Annotated in this window: 28 protein-coding genes; 1 reads left to right on the top strand and 27 read right to left on the bottom strand. The window is 35.9% G+C overall.

Annotated elements, in window-relative coordinates; genetic code table 11:
• Positions 1–95 precede the first annotated feature (95 nt).
• Entirely contained in the window at positions 96–1,892 is a 1,797-nt protein-coding gene (locus CQ022_RS16255; RefSeq protein ID WP_317046948.1) for a beta-galactosidase, read from the bottom strand.
• 123 nt (positions 1,893–2,015) lie between these two features.
• Between CQ022_RS16255 and CQ022_RS16250 the strand changes: the two genes are divergently transcribed.
• Entirely contained in the window at positions 2,016–2,450 is a 435-nt protein-coding gene (locus CQ022_RS16250; protein WP_105683340.1) for a hypothetical protein, read from the top strand.
• A gap of 80 nt (positions 2,451–2,530) precedes the next feature.
• Here the strand turns inward: CQ022_RS16250 and rplQ are convergent, their stop codons facing one another.
• The 26 genes from rplQ to rplW form a co-directional block, all read right to left on the bottom strand.
• Complete coding sequence (rplQ, locus tag CQ022_RS16245; RefSeq protein ID WP_047422412.1) at positions 2,531–3,052, bottom strand: 50S ribosomal protein L17; 522 nt, start codon at positions 3,050–3,052, stop codon at positions 2,531–2,533.
• 6 nt (positions 3,053–3,058) lie between these two features.
• Positions 3,059–4,054, bottom strand: coding sequence for a DNA-directed RNA polymerase subunit alpha (locus CQ022_RS16240; protein ID WP_089734595.1), 996 nt, complete (start codon positions 4,052–4,054; stop codon positions 3,059–3,061).
• A 33-nt stretch (positions 4,055–4,087) separates the two neighbouring features.
• A complete protein-coding gene (gene rpsD, locus CQ022_RS16235) occupies positions 4,088–4,696 on the bottom strand; it encodes a 30S ribosomal protein S4 (RefSeq protein WP_047096812.1) in 609 nt (202 codons plus the stop codon).
• Positions 4,697–4,715: 19 nt separating this feature from the next.
• The gene (gene rpsK, locus CQ022_RS16230; RefSeq protein ID WP_034694697.1) at positions 4,716–5,105 is read right to left on the bottom strand and encodes a 30S ribosomal protein S11; all 390 of its coding nucleotides are present in this window, start codon (positions 5,103–5,105) and stop codon (positions 4,716–4,718) included.
• Between the two features lie 12 nt (positions 5,106–5,117).
• Complete coding sequence (rpsM, locus tag CQ022_RS16225; RefSeq protein ID WP_034694696.1) at positions 5,118–5,495, bottom strand: 30S ribosomal protein S13; 378 nt, start codon at positions 5,493–5,495, stop codon at positions 5,118–5,120.
• Positions 5,496–5,502: 7 nt separating this feature from the next.
• Positions 5,503–5,619: a 50S ribosomal protein L36 gene (gene rpmJ, locus CQ022_RS16220; protein ID WP_007839480.1), complete on the bottom strand. Its 117-nt coding sequence runs from the start codon at positions 5,617–5,619 to the stop codon at positions 5,503–5,505.
• A gap of 63 nt (positions 5,620–5,682) precedes the next feature.
• A complete protein-coding gene (infA, locus tag CQ022_RS16215) occupies positions 5,683–5,898 on the bottom strand; it encodes a translation initiation factor IF-1 (protein ID WP_034684855.1) in 216 nt (71 codons plus the stop codon).
• Between the two features lie 3 nt (positions 5,899–5,901).
• The gene (gene secY / locus CQ022_RS16210) at positions 5,902–7,281 is read right to left on the bottom strand and encodes a preprotein translocase subunit SecY (RefSeq protein WP_105683339.1); all 1,380 of its coding nucleotides are present in this window, start codon (positions 7,279–7,281) and stop codon (positions 5,902–5,904) included.
• A gap of 9 nt (positions 7,282–7,290) precedes the next feature.
• A complete protein-coding gene (gene rplO, locus CQ022_RS16205; RefSeq protein WP_105683338.1) occupies positions 7,291–7,740 on the bottom strand; it encodes a 50S ribosomal protein L15 in 450 nt (149 codons plus the stop codon).
• Between the two features lie 21 nt (positions 7,741–7,761).
• The gene (gene rpmD, locus CQ022_RS16200; protein ID WP_027371710.1) at positions 7,762–7,938 is read right to left on the bottom strand and encodes a 50S ribosomal protein L30; all 177 of its coding nucleotides are present in this window, start codon (positions 7,936–7,938) and stop codon (positions 7,762–7,764) included.
• Positions 7,939–7,949: 11 nt separating this feature from the next.
• Positions 7,950–8,471, bottom strand: a complete 522-nt coding sequence (gene rpsE, locus CQ022_RS16195) for a 30S ribosomal protein S5 (RefSeq protein WP_045491132.1) — start codon at positions 8,469–8,471, stop codon at positions 7,950–7,952.
• 19 nt (positions 8,472–8,490) lie between these two features.
• Positions 8,491–8,844, bottom strand: coding sequence for a 50S ribosomal protein L18 (rplR, locus tag CQ022_RS16190; protein WP_034694689.1), 354 nt, complete (start codon positions 8,842–8,844; stop codon positions 8,491–8,493).
• Positions 8,845–8,859: 15 nt separating this feature from the next.
• Complete coding sequence (rplF, locus tag CQ022_RS16185) at positions 8,860–9,405, bottom strand: 50S ribosomal protein L6 (protein ID WP_105683337.1); 546 nt, start codon at positions 9,403–9,405, stop codon at positions 8,860–8,862.
• Between the two features lie 17 nt (positions 9,406–9,422).
• Complete coding sequence (gene rpsH, locus CQ022_RS16180) at positions 9,423–9,821, bottom strand: 30S ribosomal protein S8 (protein ID WP_047376575.1); 399 nt, start codon at positions 9,819–9,821, stop codon at positions 9,423–9,425.
• Positions 9,822–9,966: 145 nt separating this feature from the next.
• Entirely contained in the window at positions 9,967–10,236 is a 270-nt protein-coding gene (gene rpsN, locus CQ022_RS16175; protein WP_002983233.1) for a 30S ribosomal protein S14, read from the bottom strand.
• A gap of 3 nt (positions 10,237–10,239) precedes the next feature.
• Entirely contained in the window at positions 10,240–10,791 is a 552-nt protein-coding gene (gene rplE, locus CQ022_RS16170) for a 50S ribosomal protein L5 (protein ID WP_105683336.1), read from the bottom strand.
• Between the two features lie 11 nt (positions 10,792–10,802).
• Entirely contained in the window at positions 10,803–11,129 is a 327-nt protein-coding gene (rplX, locus tag CQ022_RS16165) for a 50S ribosomal protein L24 (protein ID WP_105683335.1), read from the bottom strand.
• Positions 11,130–11,150: 21 nt separating this feature from the next.
• Complete coding sequence (rplN, locus tag CQ022_RS16160) at positions 11,151–11,519, bottom strand: 50S ribosomal protein L14 (protein WP_002983226.1); 369 nt, start codon at positions 11,517–11,519, stop codon at positions 11,151–11,153.
• Between the two features lie 2 nt (positions 11,520–11,521).
• Positions 11,522–11,776, bottom strand: a complete 255-nt coding sequence (gene rpsQ, locus CQ022_RS16155) for a 30S ribosomal protein S17 (RefSeq protein ID WP_027371715.1) — start codon at positions 11,774–11,776, stop codon at positions 11,522–11,524.
• A gap of 12 nt (positions 11,777–11,788) precedes the next feature.
• The gene (gene rpmC / locus CQ022_RS16150) at positions 11,789–11,974 is read right to left on the bottom strand and encodes a 50S ribosomal protein L29 (protein ID WP_034694678.1); all 186 of its coding nucleotides are present in this window, start codon (positions 11,972–11,974) and stop codon (positions 11,789–11,791) included.
• Positions 11,975–11,986: 12 nt separating this feature from the next.
• Positions 11,987–12,412: a 50S ribosomal protein L16 gene (gene rplP / locus CQ022_RS16145; protein WP_029297776.1), complete on the bottom strand. Its 426-nt coding sequence runs from the start codon at positions 12,410–12,412 to the stop codon at positions 11,987–11,989.
• Positions 12,413–12,510: 98 nt separating this feature from the next.
• Complete coding sequence (rpsC, locus tag CQ022_RS16140; RefSeq protein WP_034694675.1) at positions 12,511–13,260, bottom strand: 30S ribosomal protein S3; 750 nt, start codon at positions 13,258–13,260, stop codon at positions 12,511–12,513.
• A gap of 7 nt (positions 13,261–13,267) precedes the next feature.
• Positions 13,268–13,666 (bottom strand): 50S ribosomal protein L22, encoded by a 399-nt coding sequence (rplV, locus tag CQ022_RS16135; protein WP_047096818.1) that lies wholly within the window; start codon positions 13,664–13,666, stop codon positions 13,268–13,270.
• Between the two features lie 2 nt (positions 13,667–13,668).
• Positions 13,669–13,947 (bottom strand): 30S ribosomal protein S19, encoded by a 279-nt coding sequence (gene rpsS / locus CQ022_RS16130; RefSeq protein WP_034702850.1) that lies wholly within the window; start codon positions 13,945–13,947, stop codon positions 13,669–13,671.
• Between the two features lie 2 nt (positions 13,948–13,949).
• Complete coding sequence (gene rplB / locus CQ022_RS16125) at positions 13,950–14,771, bottom strand: 50S ribosomal protein L2 (protein WP_105683334.1); 822 nt, start codon at positions 14,769–14,771, stop codon at positions 13,950–13,952.
• A gap of 22 nt (positions 14,772–14,793) precedes the next feature.
• On the bottom strand, positions 14,794–15,084 hold the full coding sequence (gene rplW, locus CQ022_RS16120) for a 50S ribosomal protein L23 (protein WP_105683333.1): 291 nt from the start codon (positions 15,082–15,084) through the stop codon (positions 14,794–14,796).
• Between the last annotated feature and the right edge of the window lie 3 nt (positions 15,085–15,087).

Below are 15,087 nucleotides of genomic sequence, written 5' to 3'. Positions count from 1 at the left end.
TCAATTTTCCACTCAGAAACAATATAAATCTAATTATTTCATAATAAATTAAAACAAAAACAATTAAATATTAATACATATTATGAAATAAATTGTTATTTCATAAGTTGATCAAGAATAGGATGATCAATACTGCTTATAGTAGAATGAAACTCAATCTGTTCAAAGATTTGAATGAGGTTTTTACCCTTTTTCAGCCATACTCCAGGAATGTAAAGTGTTTGTTGGGGCCCTGCAGTACTCCAGTATCTTCCTGCATTTTTTCCGTTGATGAAAACAATTCCTTTTCCAAAATTTCTCATATCAAGAAAAGTATCTCCCGTTTCATCAAGGGTAAATTCAGCTTCCTGAATCACTGGTGAATGGTCTGCAATATCTTTACTTTTAAAATGATGTTTAGGAAAAGTATCAAATGGCAGAGGAAGCATTTCCCAGTTTCCAACCATCTCAATCCCATTCATTTTCACAGGGCTTATAATTCCTTTTAGATTATGCACAATCTCTGCTCCGTAATTAACCCTACCCATATTTTCCACCAGAATCTCCAGTCGGTCTCCTGATTTTATCTCAAGATCAAGATCATACTTTTTATGTATCCTGTTCATTTCTCCTTTCCATTTTCCATTGATGTAGATATTCGCATAATCCCGCAACCCTTTTATCTCCAGTTTTCCTTTCTGATCTTTATCAAACTTTCTTCTGTAGAGCATATATCCGTTTCCAAAATTAAGATCTTCAAATGTGAGCGGCTTGTCACTTATAAGGGGTTTCTGATGATCGGTAAGATCAAAAAGACAGCTTACTTTTGAAAATTCAATTGCAGGAATCGTAATCACTTTGATGGGCTTTGGAACGTCAGGAAGTGTATGCTTGTTTATTTTTTGAAAAATTTCTCTCAAAGCATTGTATTTAGAGGTAGCCCATCCTGCTTCACTGATGGGAGCATTATAATCATAGCTGGTAAGATCCGGCTGGATGTCATGATCCTTATCGTAATTGGCTCCGCTCGTAAACCCAAAGTTAGTTCCCCCATGAATCATATAATAATTAAAAGAAATACCATTTTCTATATACAGCTTTGTTTGCTTTACGACTTCTTCTGTGGAAACCTTAACAAAAGGTTCTGCCCAATGATCCAGCCAACCCGGATAATATTCTGCCACCATGTAAGGACCTTTCCCTCCATTGTATTCATTGATACTTTTCTTTAAAACATCAATATCGCTCTCTCCATTTGCTGTGGGTAAAGCACCTTCAATAGAACCTCCTTTAAAAAGTGAACTCCCATCTGAAGTAAATAACGGTACTGAAATTCCATTTTTCAATAACATTTCTTTGATCTTATGGCTGTATTTCCTGTGCTCTTCAAGAGGAATGTCTTTTCTCTGAGCGGCATATGATCCAAATTCATTTTCTGCCTGTACCATAATCACAGGTCCTCCATTATTAATCTGCAGCGGTACGATCTGTTTTGCCAACTGATGGATGTATTTATTACATTCTTCTAAAAAGGATTTATTATCTCTTCTTATTTCAAGGTCTTTATTCTTTTGCAGCCACCATGGATATCCGCCAAATTCCCACTCTGCACAAACATAAGGTCCCGGACGGATGATCACATATAAACCTACTTCCTGGGCTGTTTTTATAAACTTCTGCAAGTTTTTCTCGCCTGAAAAATTCCATTTCCCCGGAGCTTCTTCATGATAATTCCAAAAAACATAAGTGGTCACTGTATTCAAACCCATTGCTTTCATCATCTGCATACGATGCTTCCAGTATTCTGACGGAATTCTTGGATAATGCATCTCTCCGGAATAAATTGTGAAAGGTTTTCCATTTAAGAAGAAATGTCCATCTTTGATTTCAAAATTCCCCTTTTGTGAAAACATAGTATTCAAGGAGAAAAATAAAAGAAATATGCATAAATAACGGTTAAAATTTCTCATATTGTAAGGCATGATTTTTGTAAAATTAAAGTATAAAAATCATATTGAATATCAAATAATATAATCATGAAAAAAAGTCTTTTAGCATTAGGTGCTGTACTTGCATTGGCTGTAGTGAGCTGTAAAAAAAGTGAAAGCGGAAACAAAAGCATTATCAAAACAGACAGTTCAGAAACTGTAATCACAGATAGCAACGGAAAAATAGATTCTGTGACTCAAAGTTCATCAACAGTAGATATAAATGGTAAAAAAATCGAAAAAACAGATTTTGTTTATAAAGCTACAGATGGTACTCTGGTAAAGGTTGTTTTCAAAAACGATCCGAAAGAAAGTACAGTAGCTATTACCAGCAATAAGAAAACATTCACCCTGCCAAAAACAGAAACAAAGGGTGATGAAACCATTTACAAGAAAGATGATATGACTGCACGCGTAAAAGGAGACAGCCTTCACCTTGAACAGGGTAATAATATTATTGAGTTGAAAAGAACGAAAATATAATAAGATCTTGTTCTTTGATTATAAAACAAAAAAAAACCATCCGGATTCCGGATGGTTTTTCATTTATATCTGAATGAATATTATTCTTCAGTTTTTTCTTCAGTAGTATCAGCTTTAGCTTCTTCTACTTTCTCTTCTACTGCAGGAGCTTCAGCAACTACTGCTTCAGCTTTTTTAGGTGCAGCAGTTGATCTTCTGCTTCTTCTTGTAGCTTTTTTCTCTTCAGCATTAGGGTTGTAAAGCTCGTTGAAATCTACTAATTCGATAAGAGCCATATCAGCAGCATCACCTGGTCTGAAACCTGTCTTAATGATTCTTGTATAACCACCGTTTCTTTCAGCGATTTTAGGAGCTACAGTTCTGAATAATTCAGCAACCGCAAATTTATTTTGAAGGTAAGAGAATACTACTCTTCTGTTATGTGTAGTATCTTCTTTTGCTTTTGTTAATAGAGGCTCAACATATACTCTTAAAGCTTTAGCTTTAGCTACAGTAGTGTTGATTCTTTTATGCTCAATTAGAGAACAAGCCATATTAGAAAGTAAAGCACTTCTGTGAGAAGCTGTTCTTCCTAAGTGATTGAATTTTTTACCGTGTCTCATTATTAATTATTTATCAGCGTCTAACTTATATTTTGCAACGTCGAAACCGAAGTTAAGACCTTTTGAATGCACTAATTCTTCTAGTTCTGTCAAAGATTTTTTACCAAAATTTCTGAATTTCATCAAATCAGACTTACTGTAAGAAACTAATTCTCCAAGAGTTTCTACTTCAGCTGCTTTTAGACAGTTAAGGGCTCTTACGGAAAGATCCATATCTGCTAATTTAGACTTAAGAAGTTGTCTTGTGTGAAGAGTTTCTTCATCGTACTGGATAGATGCTTTTACAGCTTCTGTTTCAAGCGTGATTCTCTCATCAGAGAATAACATGAAGTGATAAATTAATATCTTAGAAGCTTCAGTTAAAGCATTCTGAGGGCTGATAGACCCGTCAGTTTCTATATCTAATACAAGTTTTTCGTAGTCTGTTTTTTGCTCTACACGATAATTTTCAATGCTGTATTGTACTTTCTTGATCGGCGTGAAAATAGAGTCAATGGCAATTGTTCCTACAGGAGCATTGTTTGACTTATTTTGTTCTGAAGGAACATATCCTCTACCTTTTTCAATATTGAAAGTAATTTCGAAAGTTACATCAGTATTTAGGTTACAAATCATTAAATCCGGGTTTAATACCTCGAATCCGTTGATCGATTTTCCTAAATCACCAGCAGTAATGATCGTTTGACCTGAAACTTTAGCAACAACCTGCTCGTTAGCCTGGCCTTCTGCTGAAGCTTTTAATCTTACCTGCTTAAGGTTAAGAATAATTTCGGTAACGTCTTCGATTACTCCTGGAATAGTTGAAAATTCGTGCTCTACACCTTCTATTTTGATAGATGAAATAGCGTATCCTTCCAGAGAAGAAAGCAACACTCTTCTCAAAGCATTACCGATTGTAAGCCCGAAACCTGGTTCTAAAGGTCTGAATTCAAATTGACCTTTAAATTCATCAGAGTTAAGTAAAATTACTTTATCGGGTTTTATGAATTGTAAAATTGCCATATTATTGGGTTGAGCAAAAATTTGATTAAAAAATTATTTAGAGTAAAGTTCGACGATAAGGTTCTCCTTAATGTCCTCCGGAATTTGGATTCTTTCTGGAGCAGAAATGAAGGTACCTTCTTTCTTCTCATCGTTGAATTGTAACCACTCATAGTTTGACTTAGAAGCCAATGCATTGGTAACAACTTCAAGAGACTTAGACTTTTCTCTTACAGTGATTACATCACCAGCTTTTACCAAGTAAGAAGGGATATTAAGAATTTCTCCGTTCACAGTGATGTGTCTGTGAGAAACTAATTGTCTTGCACCAGATCTAGTTTTAGCAAACCCTAATCTGTATACAACGTTATCCAATCTTGATTCACAAAGTTGTAATAGCACTTCACCTGTTACTCCTTTGCTTCTGTGTGCTTTTTCAAATAAGTTAGCAAACTGTCTTTCTAAGATACCGTAAGTATATTTAGCTTTTTGTTTTTCAGCCAACTGAACTGCGTATTCTGATTTTTTAGCACCTCTTCTTTTGTTAGGACCGTGTTGTCCTGGCGGTTGGTTTTTTCTCTTTTCGAAGTTTTTATCATCTCCGTAGATTGCAGCACCAAACTTTCTAGCAATCTTAGTTTTAGGTCCAATATATCTTGCCATAATGGGTAAATTCTAAAAATTAAACTCTTCTTCTTTTTGGTGGTCTACATCCGTTGTGTGGCATAGGAGTCACGTCAACGATTTCTGAAACTTCAATTCCTGAATTGTGGATAGATCTGATTGCAGATTCTCTACCTGCACCTGGACCTTTCACAAACACCTTTACTCTTCTTAAACCAGCTTCGTGAGCTACAGCAGAGCAATTTTCAGCTGCCATCTGAGCAGCAAATGGAGTATTCTTTTTAGAACCTCTGAAACCCATTTTACCGGCAGAAGCCCAAGAGATAACCTCTCCGTTTTTATTTGTTAAAGAAATGATGATGTTATTGAAAGAAGCCTGAATATGTGCTTCACCAATAGCTTCAACTTTTACTTTTCTTTTCTTAACTACTTTAGTTTGTTTTGCCATAATTCCTAACGATTATTTACTAGCTTTTTTCTTGTTAGCAACAGTTTTTCTCTTTCCTTTTCGGGTTCTAGAGTTGTTTTTCGTTCTCTGGCCTCTTAAAGGTAATCCAAGTCTGTGACGTATTCCTCGTTGGCATCCTATGTCCATCAATCTCTTGATGTTCAATTGCACTTCAGATCTTAATTCTCCTTCAACTTTTACGTTTTCTAGGATATAAGTTCTGATTGCAGCCAATTCATCGTCATTCCATTCGTTGACTTTTTTGTCTTCGCTGATACCGGCAGCTTTAAGGATTTCAGAAGAAGTACTTCTTCCAACTCCGTAGATGTAAGTTAAACCGATAACTCCTCTTTTGTTTTTTGGTAAATCAATACCTGCAATTCTCGCCATAATTTAATTAACCTTGTCTTTGTTTAAATTTTGGGTTCTTCTTGTTGATTACGAACAGTACACCTTTTCTGCGTACGATTTTGCAATCAGCGCTTCTTTTTTTAATTGATGCTCTTACTTTCATTTTGATAGTATTTATTTTTTACAAATGCCAAATGGAATGAGAATTCCATTTGGCTAAATGTTTTTAATATCTAAATGTGATCCTCCCTTTCGTTAAATCATAGGGAGACATTTCTAGTTTTACCTTATCACCAGGTAAAAGTTTAATATAGTGCATTCGCATTTTACCAGAAATATGAGCAATAAGAATATGCCCATTTTCAAGTTCTACACGGAACTGAGCGTTCGAAAGTGCTTCCGTTATAACGCCGTCTTGTTCAATATGTTTTTGTTTTGCCATAAATTAATATCCAGTCGTTCTAGACAGTTTAGACTGCATTAAACCATCATAATGATGATTCAGCAGATAAGTATTAATCTGTTGAACTGTATCTAAAATTACACCTACCATAATTAATAGGGACGTTCCCCCGAAAAATAGGGCAAACGCATCTGTCTGAACAAAGCTTCCATGCACAATTGCCGGAAGGACTGCAAAGATAGATAAAAAAATTGCACCTGGCAAGGTAATTTTTGATAAAATATCATCTAAGTAATCTGCTGTCTCTTTACCGGGTCTTACTTTCGGTACTAAACCTCCATTTCTCTTCAAATCATCAGCCATCTGGTTTACCGGAATTGTAATTGCAGTATAGAAAAATGAGAAGATAATAATTAATAGCGCAAACAATACATTGTACTGCCAGCTAAAAACATTCTTGAAACCTGCAAGAAAAGTGTTAGACTCATCGAATTTTGTTAATAATCCTGGTACGAACATCAATGCCTGAGCAAAGATAATCGGCATTACACCAGCAGCATTTACTTTCAATGGAATCCATTGTCTCGCGCCCTGCATAAGATTTTTGTTTACACCTCCTCTTGCTTGAGCTCTGCTTACATACTGAATTGGAATTTTTCTAACAGCTACTGATAAGATTACTGCGAGAAGAACTACCACCATCCAGAATAATACTTCAATAAGGATCATGATAGATCCCATTCCTCCTTTACCGTTCTGCACGGCCATCTCCTGTACGAATGCCTCAGGTAATCTTGAAAGGATTCCCACCATAATAAGGATAGAAATACCATTTCCGATACCTTTATCGGTAATCTTTTCACCTAGCCACATTGCAAATACTGAACCGGCAACCAAAATAACGATACTTGGTAACCAGAACATGATTGAATTTGGCTCTACATAGTATGCAGACTGGAACTGAGCATATGGTAAGAATAATTGAGTAATAGAAGTTAAGTAAGAAGGTGCCTGTACCAGACAAACTCCAATCGTTAACCATCTTGTAATTTGGTTCAATGTATTTCTACCTGACTCTCCATCTTTCTGAAGCTTCTGAAGATAAGGAATAGCCATCCCCATCAACTGAACAATAATAGAAGCAGAAATATAAGGCATGATCCCTAACGCCATTACGGAAGCGTGGCTGAAAGCTCCCCCCGTAAACGACGAAAGCAAGCCAAGGAGACCTGCTCCTTGCTTGTTACCGCCTTGATTTTTATAATGCTCTAAGAGATCTCCCACTTCTGCAAGGTTAATTGCTGGAAGTGAGATATAAGATGCGAATCTATACACAAGGATAATACCTAAAGTGAAGAGAATTTTATCTCTCAATTCTTTAAGACTCCAAATATTTTTAAGTGTTTGTATAAATTCTTTCATTAGTAAGTATTATAAGGTAATTGCTTTTCCACCTGCCTTAGCAATAAGCTCTTCAGCAGATTTCGTGAATTTATCAGCAGAGATTGAAATCGCAGATTTCAATTCTCCTCTACCCATAATTTTCACTAATTCGTTTTTAGAAACGATCCCGTTTGCTACTAAAACTTCTTTCGTGATCTCTCCAGTGATGGATTTGTTCTCGATTAAAGTTTGGATAGTATCAAGGTTAACACCTCTAAACTCTTTTCTGTTTACGTTTTTGAATCCGAATTTAGGTAATCTTCTTTGTAAAGGCATCTGTCCACCTTCGAAACCGATCTTCTGAGAATAACCAGCTCTAGCTTTCTGACCTTTGTGTCCTTTTGTTGAAGTACCTCCTTTTCCTGTACCTTGACCTCTACCAATTCTTTTTGAGTTGAAAGTAGATCCTGCAGCAGGTTGTATGTTATTTAAATTCATTTTAATTTCTCTTTTATAAAATTATTTTTGAACTTCTAGTAAGTGACCTACAGCAGCTATCATTCCTAAGATAGAAGGAGTAGCTTCGTGCTCTACAACTTGGTGAAGTTTTTTTAATCCTAATGCTTCAAGCGTTCTCTTTTGGGTTTTTGTTCTACCAATAGCGCTTCTTACTTGCTTTACTTTAATTGTTGCCATTGTTTTTATTATTAACCGTTAAACACTTTACTTAGAGAAACTCCTCTCATTCTAGCGATCTCTTCAGGTCTTCTGATATCCAATAACGCTTTGAAAGTAGCTTTCACCACGTTGTGAGGGTTAGAAGATCCTTTAGATTTTGAAAGGATATCGTGAATACCAGCTGATTCCAATACCGCTCTTACCGCACCACCGGCGATAAGTCCTGTACCGTGAGAAGCAGGTCTTAAGAAGATATCTGCACCACCGTATCTAGCAGTAGTTTGGTGAGGAATAGTATGGTTCATTACAGGAACTTTCACAAGGTTTTTCTTAGCGTCTTCAACTGCTTTAGCAATTGCAGAAGCAACCTCTTTAGATTTTCCTAAACCGAAACCGATAATACCTTCTTCATTTCCTACTACAACAATAGCAGAAAATCCGAAAGCTCTACCCCCTTTAGTTACTTTTGTTACTCTGTTAACAGCTACGAGACGATCTTTTAATTCTAATCCTCCCGGTTTTACTCTTTCTATATTATCTAGTCCTAACATATTTTCCGAAATTTAATGATTAGAATTTAAGTCCTCCTTCTCTCGCACCATCAGCTAGAGCTTTTACTCTACCGTGATATACGAAACCGTTTCTGTCAAATACAATACTTTCGATTCCTGCAGCGATAGCTTTAGCAGCGATAGCTTTACCAACAGCAGCAGAAACTTCAGTCTTAGTACCTTTAGCGTCTACACCTTTCTCTCTTGAAGAAGCTGATGCTAAAGTTTTACCATTTTTATCGTCGATTAACTGAGCGTAAATTTCCTTATTACTTTTGTATACAGATAATCTTGGCAATTCAGAAGATCCAGAGATTTTCCCTCTTACTCTTCTTTTGATTCTTATTCTTTTTTCTAATTTACTTAATGCCATAATACTTATAATTTATTAAGCAGATTTACCAGCTTTACGTCTAACAATTTCTCCTACGAATCTTACACCTTTTCCTTTGTATGGCTCAGGCTTTCTGAAAGAACGGATCTTTGCAGCTACCATTCCTAGAAGTTGGTTGTCGTGAGACGTTAAAGTAATAATTGGGTTTTTACCTTTTTCAGTCAATGTATCAACTTTTACTTCGCTAGGAAGTTCTAATACGATACCGTGAGAGAATCCTAAAGCTAACTCAAGTTTTTGACCTGCGTGTGAAGCTCTATATCCTACCCCTACTAGTTCTAGTTTCTTTTCGAAACCTGTATTTACACCAACAATCATGTTGTTGATTAACGCTCTGTATAAACCGTGAAGCGCTTTGTGTTGTTTAGTATCAGATGGTCTGTTTACATTCAGTTCGCCATCTTTTTGTTCTACAGTAATTCCTGCTGTAAGCTCTTGAGAAAGTTCTCCTTTAGCTCCTTTTACAGTTACTACACCGTTGTTTTCAGTGATTGTAACTCCTGCTGGAATTGTTATAATTGCTTTACCAATTCTTGACATTTTCCTCTGATTAAAAATTAATAAACATAGCAGATTACTTCACCGCCTACTTTCTCTTCTCTAGCTTTCTTGTCAGTCATTACTCCTTTAGAAGTAGAGATGATAGAAATACCCAAACCGTTTAGTACTCTTGGAAGTTCAGTAGAACCTTTGTACTGTCTCAAACCTGGTCTAGAAGCTCTTTGAATAGACTTAATAGCAGGTTTGTTAGTTTGCTTATCGTACTTTAAAGCGATTTTGATCACTCCTTGAACAGCGTTATCTTCAAACTTGAAGTTTAAGATATACCCTTGATCAAATAGGATCTTAGTAATCTCCTTTTTGATTTTCGATGCAGGAATTTCCACCACTTTGTGGCCTGCGCTTTGTGCGTTCCTTACTCTTGTTAGGAAATCTGAAATTGGATCTGTTACCATTTTTCTTTTATAAATTATTGGTTAAAGAACAATCAGTATTGAAAAGACTTGAAGAGAAAAATATCAGACTTCAGAAAACTTCGGTCTGATATTTATTCTTTAGTATCTTGACAACTTAATTGTCCCGATTTTTAATTAGTAATTATTACCAACTAGCTTTTCTTACACCTGGGATAAGACCGTTGTTTGCCATTTCTCTGAAAGTTACTCTGGAAATACCAAACGTTCTCATGTATCCTCTTGGTCTACCTGTTAGTTTACATCTGTTGTGTAATCTTACAGGAGAAGCATTTTTAGGTAATTTTTGAAGTCCTTCGTAATCACCAGCTTCTTTAAGAGCTTGTCTTTTAGCAGCGTATTTAGCAACTAGTGCTTCTCTTTTGCGCTCACGCGCTTTCATTGATTCTTTAGCCATTTCTTAGTTCTTTTTAAATGGTAAACCGAAGTGAGTTAGTAATGCTTTAGCTTCTTTATCTGTTTTCGCAGTCGTAACGAAAGTGATGTCCATCCCTTGGATTTTTTTCACTTTGTCAATCACGATTTCAGGGAAGATAATCTGCTCAGTAATACCTAAGTTGTAGTTACCTCTACCATCAAAACCGTCAGCTTTGATTCCAGAGAAATCTCTGATACGAGGTAAAGCAGAAGCAGTAAGTCTGTCTAAGAACTCATACATTCTGTGAGCTCTCAACGTTACTTTTGCACCTACAGGCATACCTTTTCTAAGTTTGAATGCAGCCTCATCTTTCTTAGAGATAGTTCCTACTGCTTTCTGACCTGTAATGTTTGTCAATTCTTCTACAGCATAATCAATAATTTTCTTATCTGCAGTAGCATCTCCTAAACCTTGTGATACAACGATTTTCTCTAATCTAGGTACTTGCATGATTGACTTGTACCCAAATTCTTCCATCATTGCAGGAACAATTTGCTCTTTGTATATTTTTTTGGGTCTTGCTATAAATTCCATGTTAATTCAAATTATAAAGTTTCACCCGTTGCTTTGTTAACTCTCACTTTCTTATCTCCTTCGATTTTGTAACCGATTTTGATAGCTTTTCCGTCTTTACCAACTAAAGCTACGTTTGAGATATGAATAGAAGCTTCCTTTTCAGTAATTCCTCCTTGAGGATTTGAAGCTGAAGGCTTAACGTGTTTTTTAACGATGTTAAGTCCTGCAACGATTACTCTAGGGTCTTTTCCTTCTTTCTTGATCACTTCAATAACTTCACCAGTCTTACCTTTGATATCTTTCTTACCAGTAGTAATGATTACGTTATCTCCTCTTTTTATTTTTAACTTTGACATTTCTTTAAAAAATTTTAAAAATTAAAGTACTTCAGGAGCTAATGAAATGATTTTCATATATTCTTTGTCTCTCAACTCACGAGCAACTGGTCCGAAAACACGCGTTCCTCTCATTTCTCCCGCTGCGTTTAGTAATACACAAGCATTGTCGTCGAATTTGATGTATGAACCATCTTTTCTTCTTACTGCTTTTTTAGTTCTTACTACTACAGCTTTAGATACCTGACCTTTTTTAGCGTTTCCTGATGGTGTAGAATCCTTGATAGTAACAACGATTTTATCACCAACTGAAGCATATCTTCTTCTGGTTCCTCCCAGAACTCTAATAACTAGTACTTCTTTAGCACCTGTGTTATCAGCAACTTTTAATCTTGATTCTGTTTGTAACATTATTACTTAGCTTTTTCAATGATTCTTACTAATCTCCATCTCTTGCTCTTGCTCAAAGGTCTAGTTTCTTGGATAAGAACTGTATCACCTTCTGTGCATTCGTTGTTCTCGTCGTGTGCAGTATATTTTTTCGTTTTCAAAACGAATTTACCGTACATCGGGTGCTTTACTCTTGTAGTTTCACTAACAACAATAGTTTTTTCCATTTTATTGCTGGAAACCACTCCGATTCTTTCTTTTCTTAAATTTCTATCCATTGTAAAATGAAATTATTGTTTGTTAGTTAACTCAGTGTTTAGTCTTGCGATTGTCTTTCTCAAATCTCTGATTTGAATCGGGTTTTCAATTGGGCTGATTGCATGAGCCAATTTCAATTTAGAATATTGAGCTTTTGCTTCAGTTAATTGAGCTTGAATATCACCCGCGCTTAAATTTTTAATATCAGCATTTTTCATTGTATTCAAAGATTATAGAGGTTTAACAAAATCGTTAGCAACGATGAATTTAGTAACTACTGGTAATTTTTGTGCAGCAAGTCTTAAAGCTTCCTTAGCGATATCGTAAGGTACCCCTCCGATTTCGAACATAATTTTACCTGGTTTTACTACAGCTACCCAATATTCAACAGCACCCTTACCTTTACCCATACGTACTTCCGCTGGTTTTTTAGTAATTGGCTTATCTGGGAAGATTTTGATCCATAGTTGACCTTCTCTCTTCATGTATCTTGTTGCAGCGATACGAGCTGCTTCAATTTGTCTCGCAGTGATCCAAGCTCCTTCCGTTGCTTTGATCCCAAAAGTTCCGTAAGCAAGTTGACTACCTCTTTGGGCATTCCCCTTCATCTTCATCTTGTGAACTCTACGGAATTTGGTTCTTTTTGGTTGTAACATAATTTCTAAATTTTAGATTTTAGATTTTAGATTTTAGATTTTTTTTAATTTTAAAAAAGTAACGGTAATTTAAAATTCAAAATTTCTAATCTAAAATTTTAATTATTATTGTTATTGTTGTTGTTTTTTCTAGGTCTTCTGTTGTCTCTGTCTCCTCCTCTGTTTCCTCTGTCTGACTGACCTCCTTTTTTCTGTTGTCCCACTAGTGGAGAAAGTTCTCTTTTACCGTAAACTTCACCTTTCATGATCCAAACTTTTACCCCTAATCTACCGTAAGTAGTGTGAGCTTCTGCCCAGTGGTAATCGATATCAGCTCTGAAAGTTGACAATGGAATTCTTCCTTCTTTGAAAGATTCTGATCTTGCCATTTCAGCTCCGTTCAATCTACCAGAGATTTGAACTTTGATACCTTCAGCACCCATTCTCATAGTACTTGCCATTGCCATTTTAACAGCTCTTCTGTAAGAAATTCTGTTTTCAATTTGCTTAGAAATACTATCAGCAACTAGTACAGCATCTAATTCAGGTCTTTTGATTTCGAAAATATTGATTTGAATATCCTTACCTGTAAGTTTCTTCAATTCTTCTTTCAATTTATCAACTTCCTGACCTCCTTTACCGATGATAAGTCCCGGTCTAGCAGTAGTGATTGTAACTGTTACTAATTTAAGTGTTCTTTCAATATAGATTTTTGAAATACCACCTTTAGATAATCTAGCCTCAAGGTATCTTCTGATTTTGTAGTCTTCAGCGATTCTGTCTCCATAATCGTTTCCACCAAACCAGTTAGAATCCCATCCTCTGATGATACCTAATCTATTACCAATTGGATTTGTCTTCTGTCCCATACCTTGATTAATTTTCTTTATTACCTAAGATTAATGTAACGTGGTTAGATCTTTTTCTGATTCTATACCCTCTACCTTGTGGAGCTGGTCTTAGTCTCTTCAATTGTCTTGCGCTATCCACGAAGATTTCTTTAACGATAAGGTTAGCTTCTTCAATATCCGCACCTTCGTTTTTAGTCTGCCAGTTTGCCATAGCAGAAAGAAGTAATTTTTCTAACTTGTTAGAAGCATCCTTCTTAGAATATTTTAGGATATAAAGAGCTTTATCTACCTGCTCTCCTCTAATGATATCAGCAACTAATCTCATTTTTCTTGGAGAAGACGGGCAATTATTTAATGAAGCTTTTACAACGTCTTTGTTAGCTTCTTTTCTTGCGATTGAACTATCTTGTTTTCTTGATCCCATGATTATCTGCTTCCTTTGTTTTTGTTACCACCATGACCTCTGAAAGATCTTGTTGGAGAAAATTCGCCTAACTTGTGACCAACCATGTTTTCTGTAACATAAACAGGGATAAAAGATTTCCCGTTGTGTACAGCAATAGTTTGTCCTACGAAGTCCGGAGAGATCATCGATGCTCTAGACCAAGTTTTAATAACTGTCTTCTTACCAGACTCTATGTTTGTCTGAACCTTCTTATCTAAAGTATGATGAATGAATGGTCCTTTTTTAAGTGATCTTGCCATAATTATTTACGTTTAGATATGATATGACGGTTAGACGCTTTATTTTTCTTTCTGGTTTTGTAACCTTTAGCAGGCATACCATTTCTAGATCTTGGGTGACCTCCTGAAGAACGCCCTTCACCACCTCCCATTGGGTGATCTACTGGGTTCATTACAACCGCTCTTGTTCTTGGTCTTCTACCTAACCATCTGCTTCTACCAGCCTTACCTGATACAGTTAACTGGTGGTCAGAGTTAGAAACAGATCCAATCATTGCCATACATTCAGTAAGGATCATTCTAGATTCTCCTGAAGGTAACTTGATGATTGCATATTTTCCGTCTCTTGAAGTCAATTGAGCTGAAGAACCAGCACTTCTTGCTAAAATAGCACCTTGGCCAGGCTTCATTTCAACACAAGAAATCACAGTACCTAATGGAATGTTTTTCAACTTCATTGCGTTCCCTACATTTGGTTCTACGCTTTCACCAGAAATTACTTTCTGATCAACTTTGATACCGTTTGGAGCGATGATATATCTCTTCTCTCCATCAGCATACTCTAGTAAAGCGATAAATGCAGTTCTGTTTGGATCATACTCTACAGTTTTTACAGTTGCTTCAACGTTTGCTTTGTTTCTTTTGAAGTCAATAATTCTGTATTTCTTTTTGTGTCCACCTCCGGTGTAACGCATGGTCATTTTACCAGTTTGGTTACGTCCACCTGACTTACTAATACCAACTGTTAGAGATTTCTCTGGTTTGTTGGTAGTAATTTCTTCAAAATTGTTAACAATTCTGAATCTCTGTCCCGGGGTGATAGGTTTTAATTTTCTAACAGACATTACTATTATATATAATTAATAATTAATTTACAGCAAAAATATCGATAACCTCACCTTCAGCAAGTTTGATTACCGCTTTTTTCAATTTGTTTGTCTTTCCTACTTGAAGACCTTTTTTAGTGTATTTTGAAGAAACCTTCGGAGCATAAATCATTGTGTTAACGTCTGCTACTTTTACACCGTAAGCTGCTTCAACAGCCTTTTTAATCTGGATCTTATTCGACTTAGGGTTAACTAAGAAAGAATAAGTACCTCTTAAATCTGTAAGGTAGTTAGCCTTTTCTGAAATAACTGGTTTAATAATAACTGACATGAC

The organism is Chryseobacterium culicis (assembly GCF_002979755.1).
Taxonomy (GTDB): domain Bacteria; phylum Bacteroidota; class Bacteroidia; order Flavobacteriales; family Weeksellaceae; genus Chryseobacterium; species Chryseobacterium culicis_A.
The sequence above is the reverse complement of the archived record's forward strand: the minus strand, read 5'-3'. Positions and strand labels throughout refer to the sequence as shown.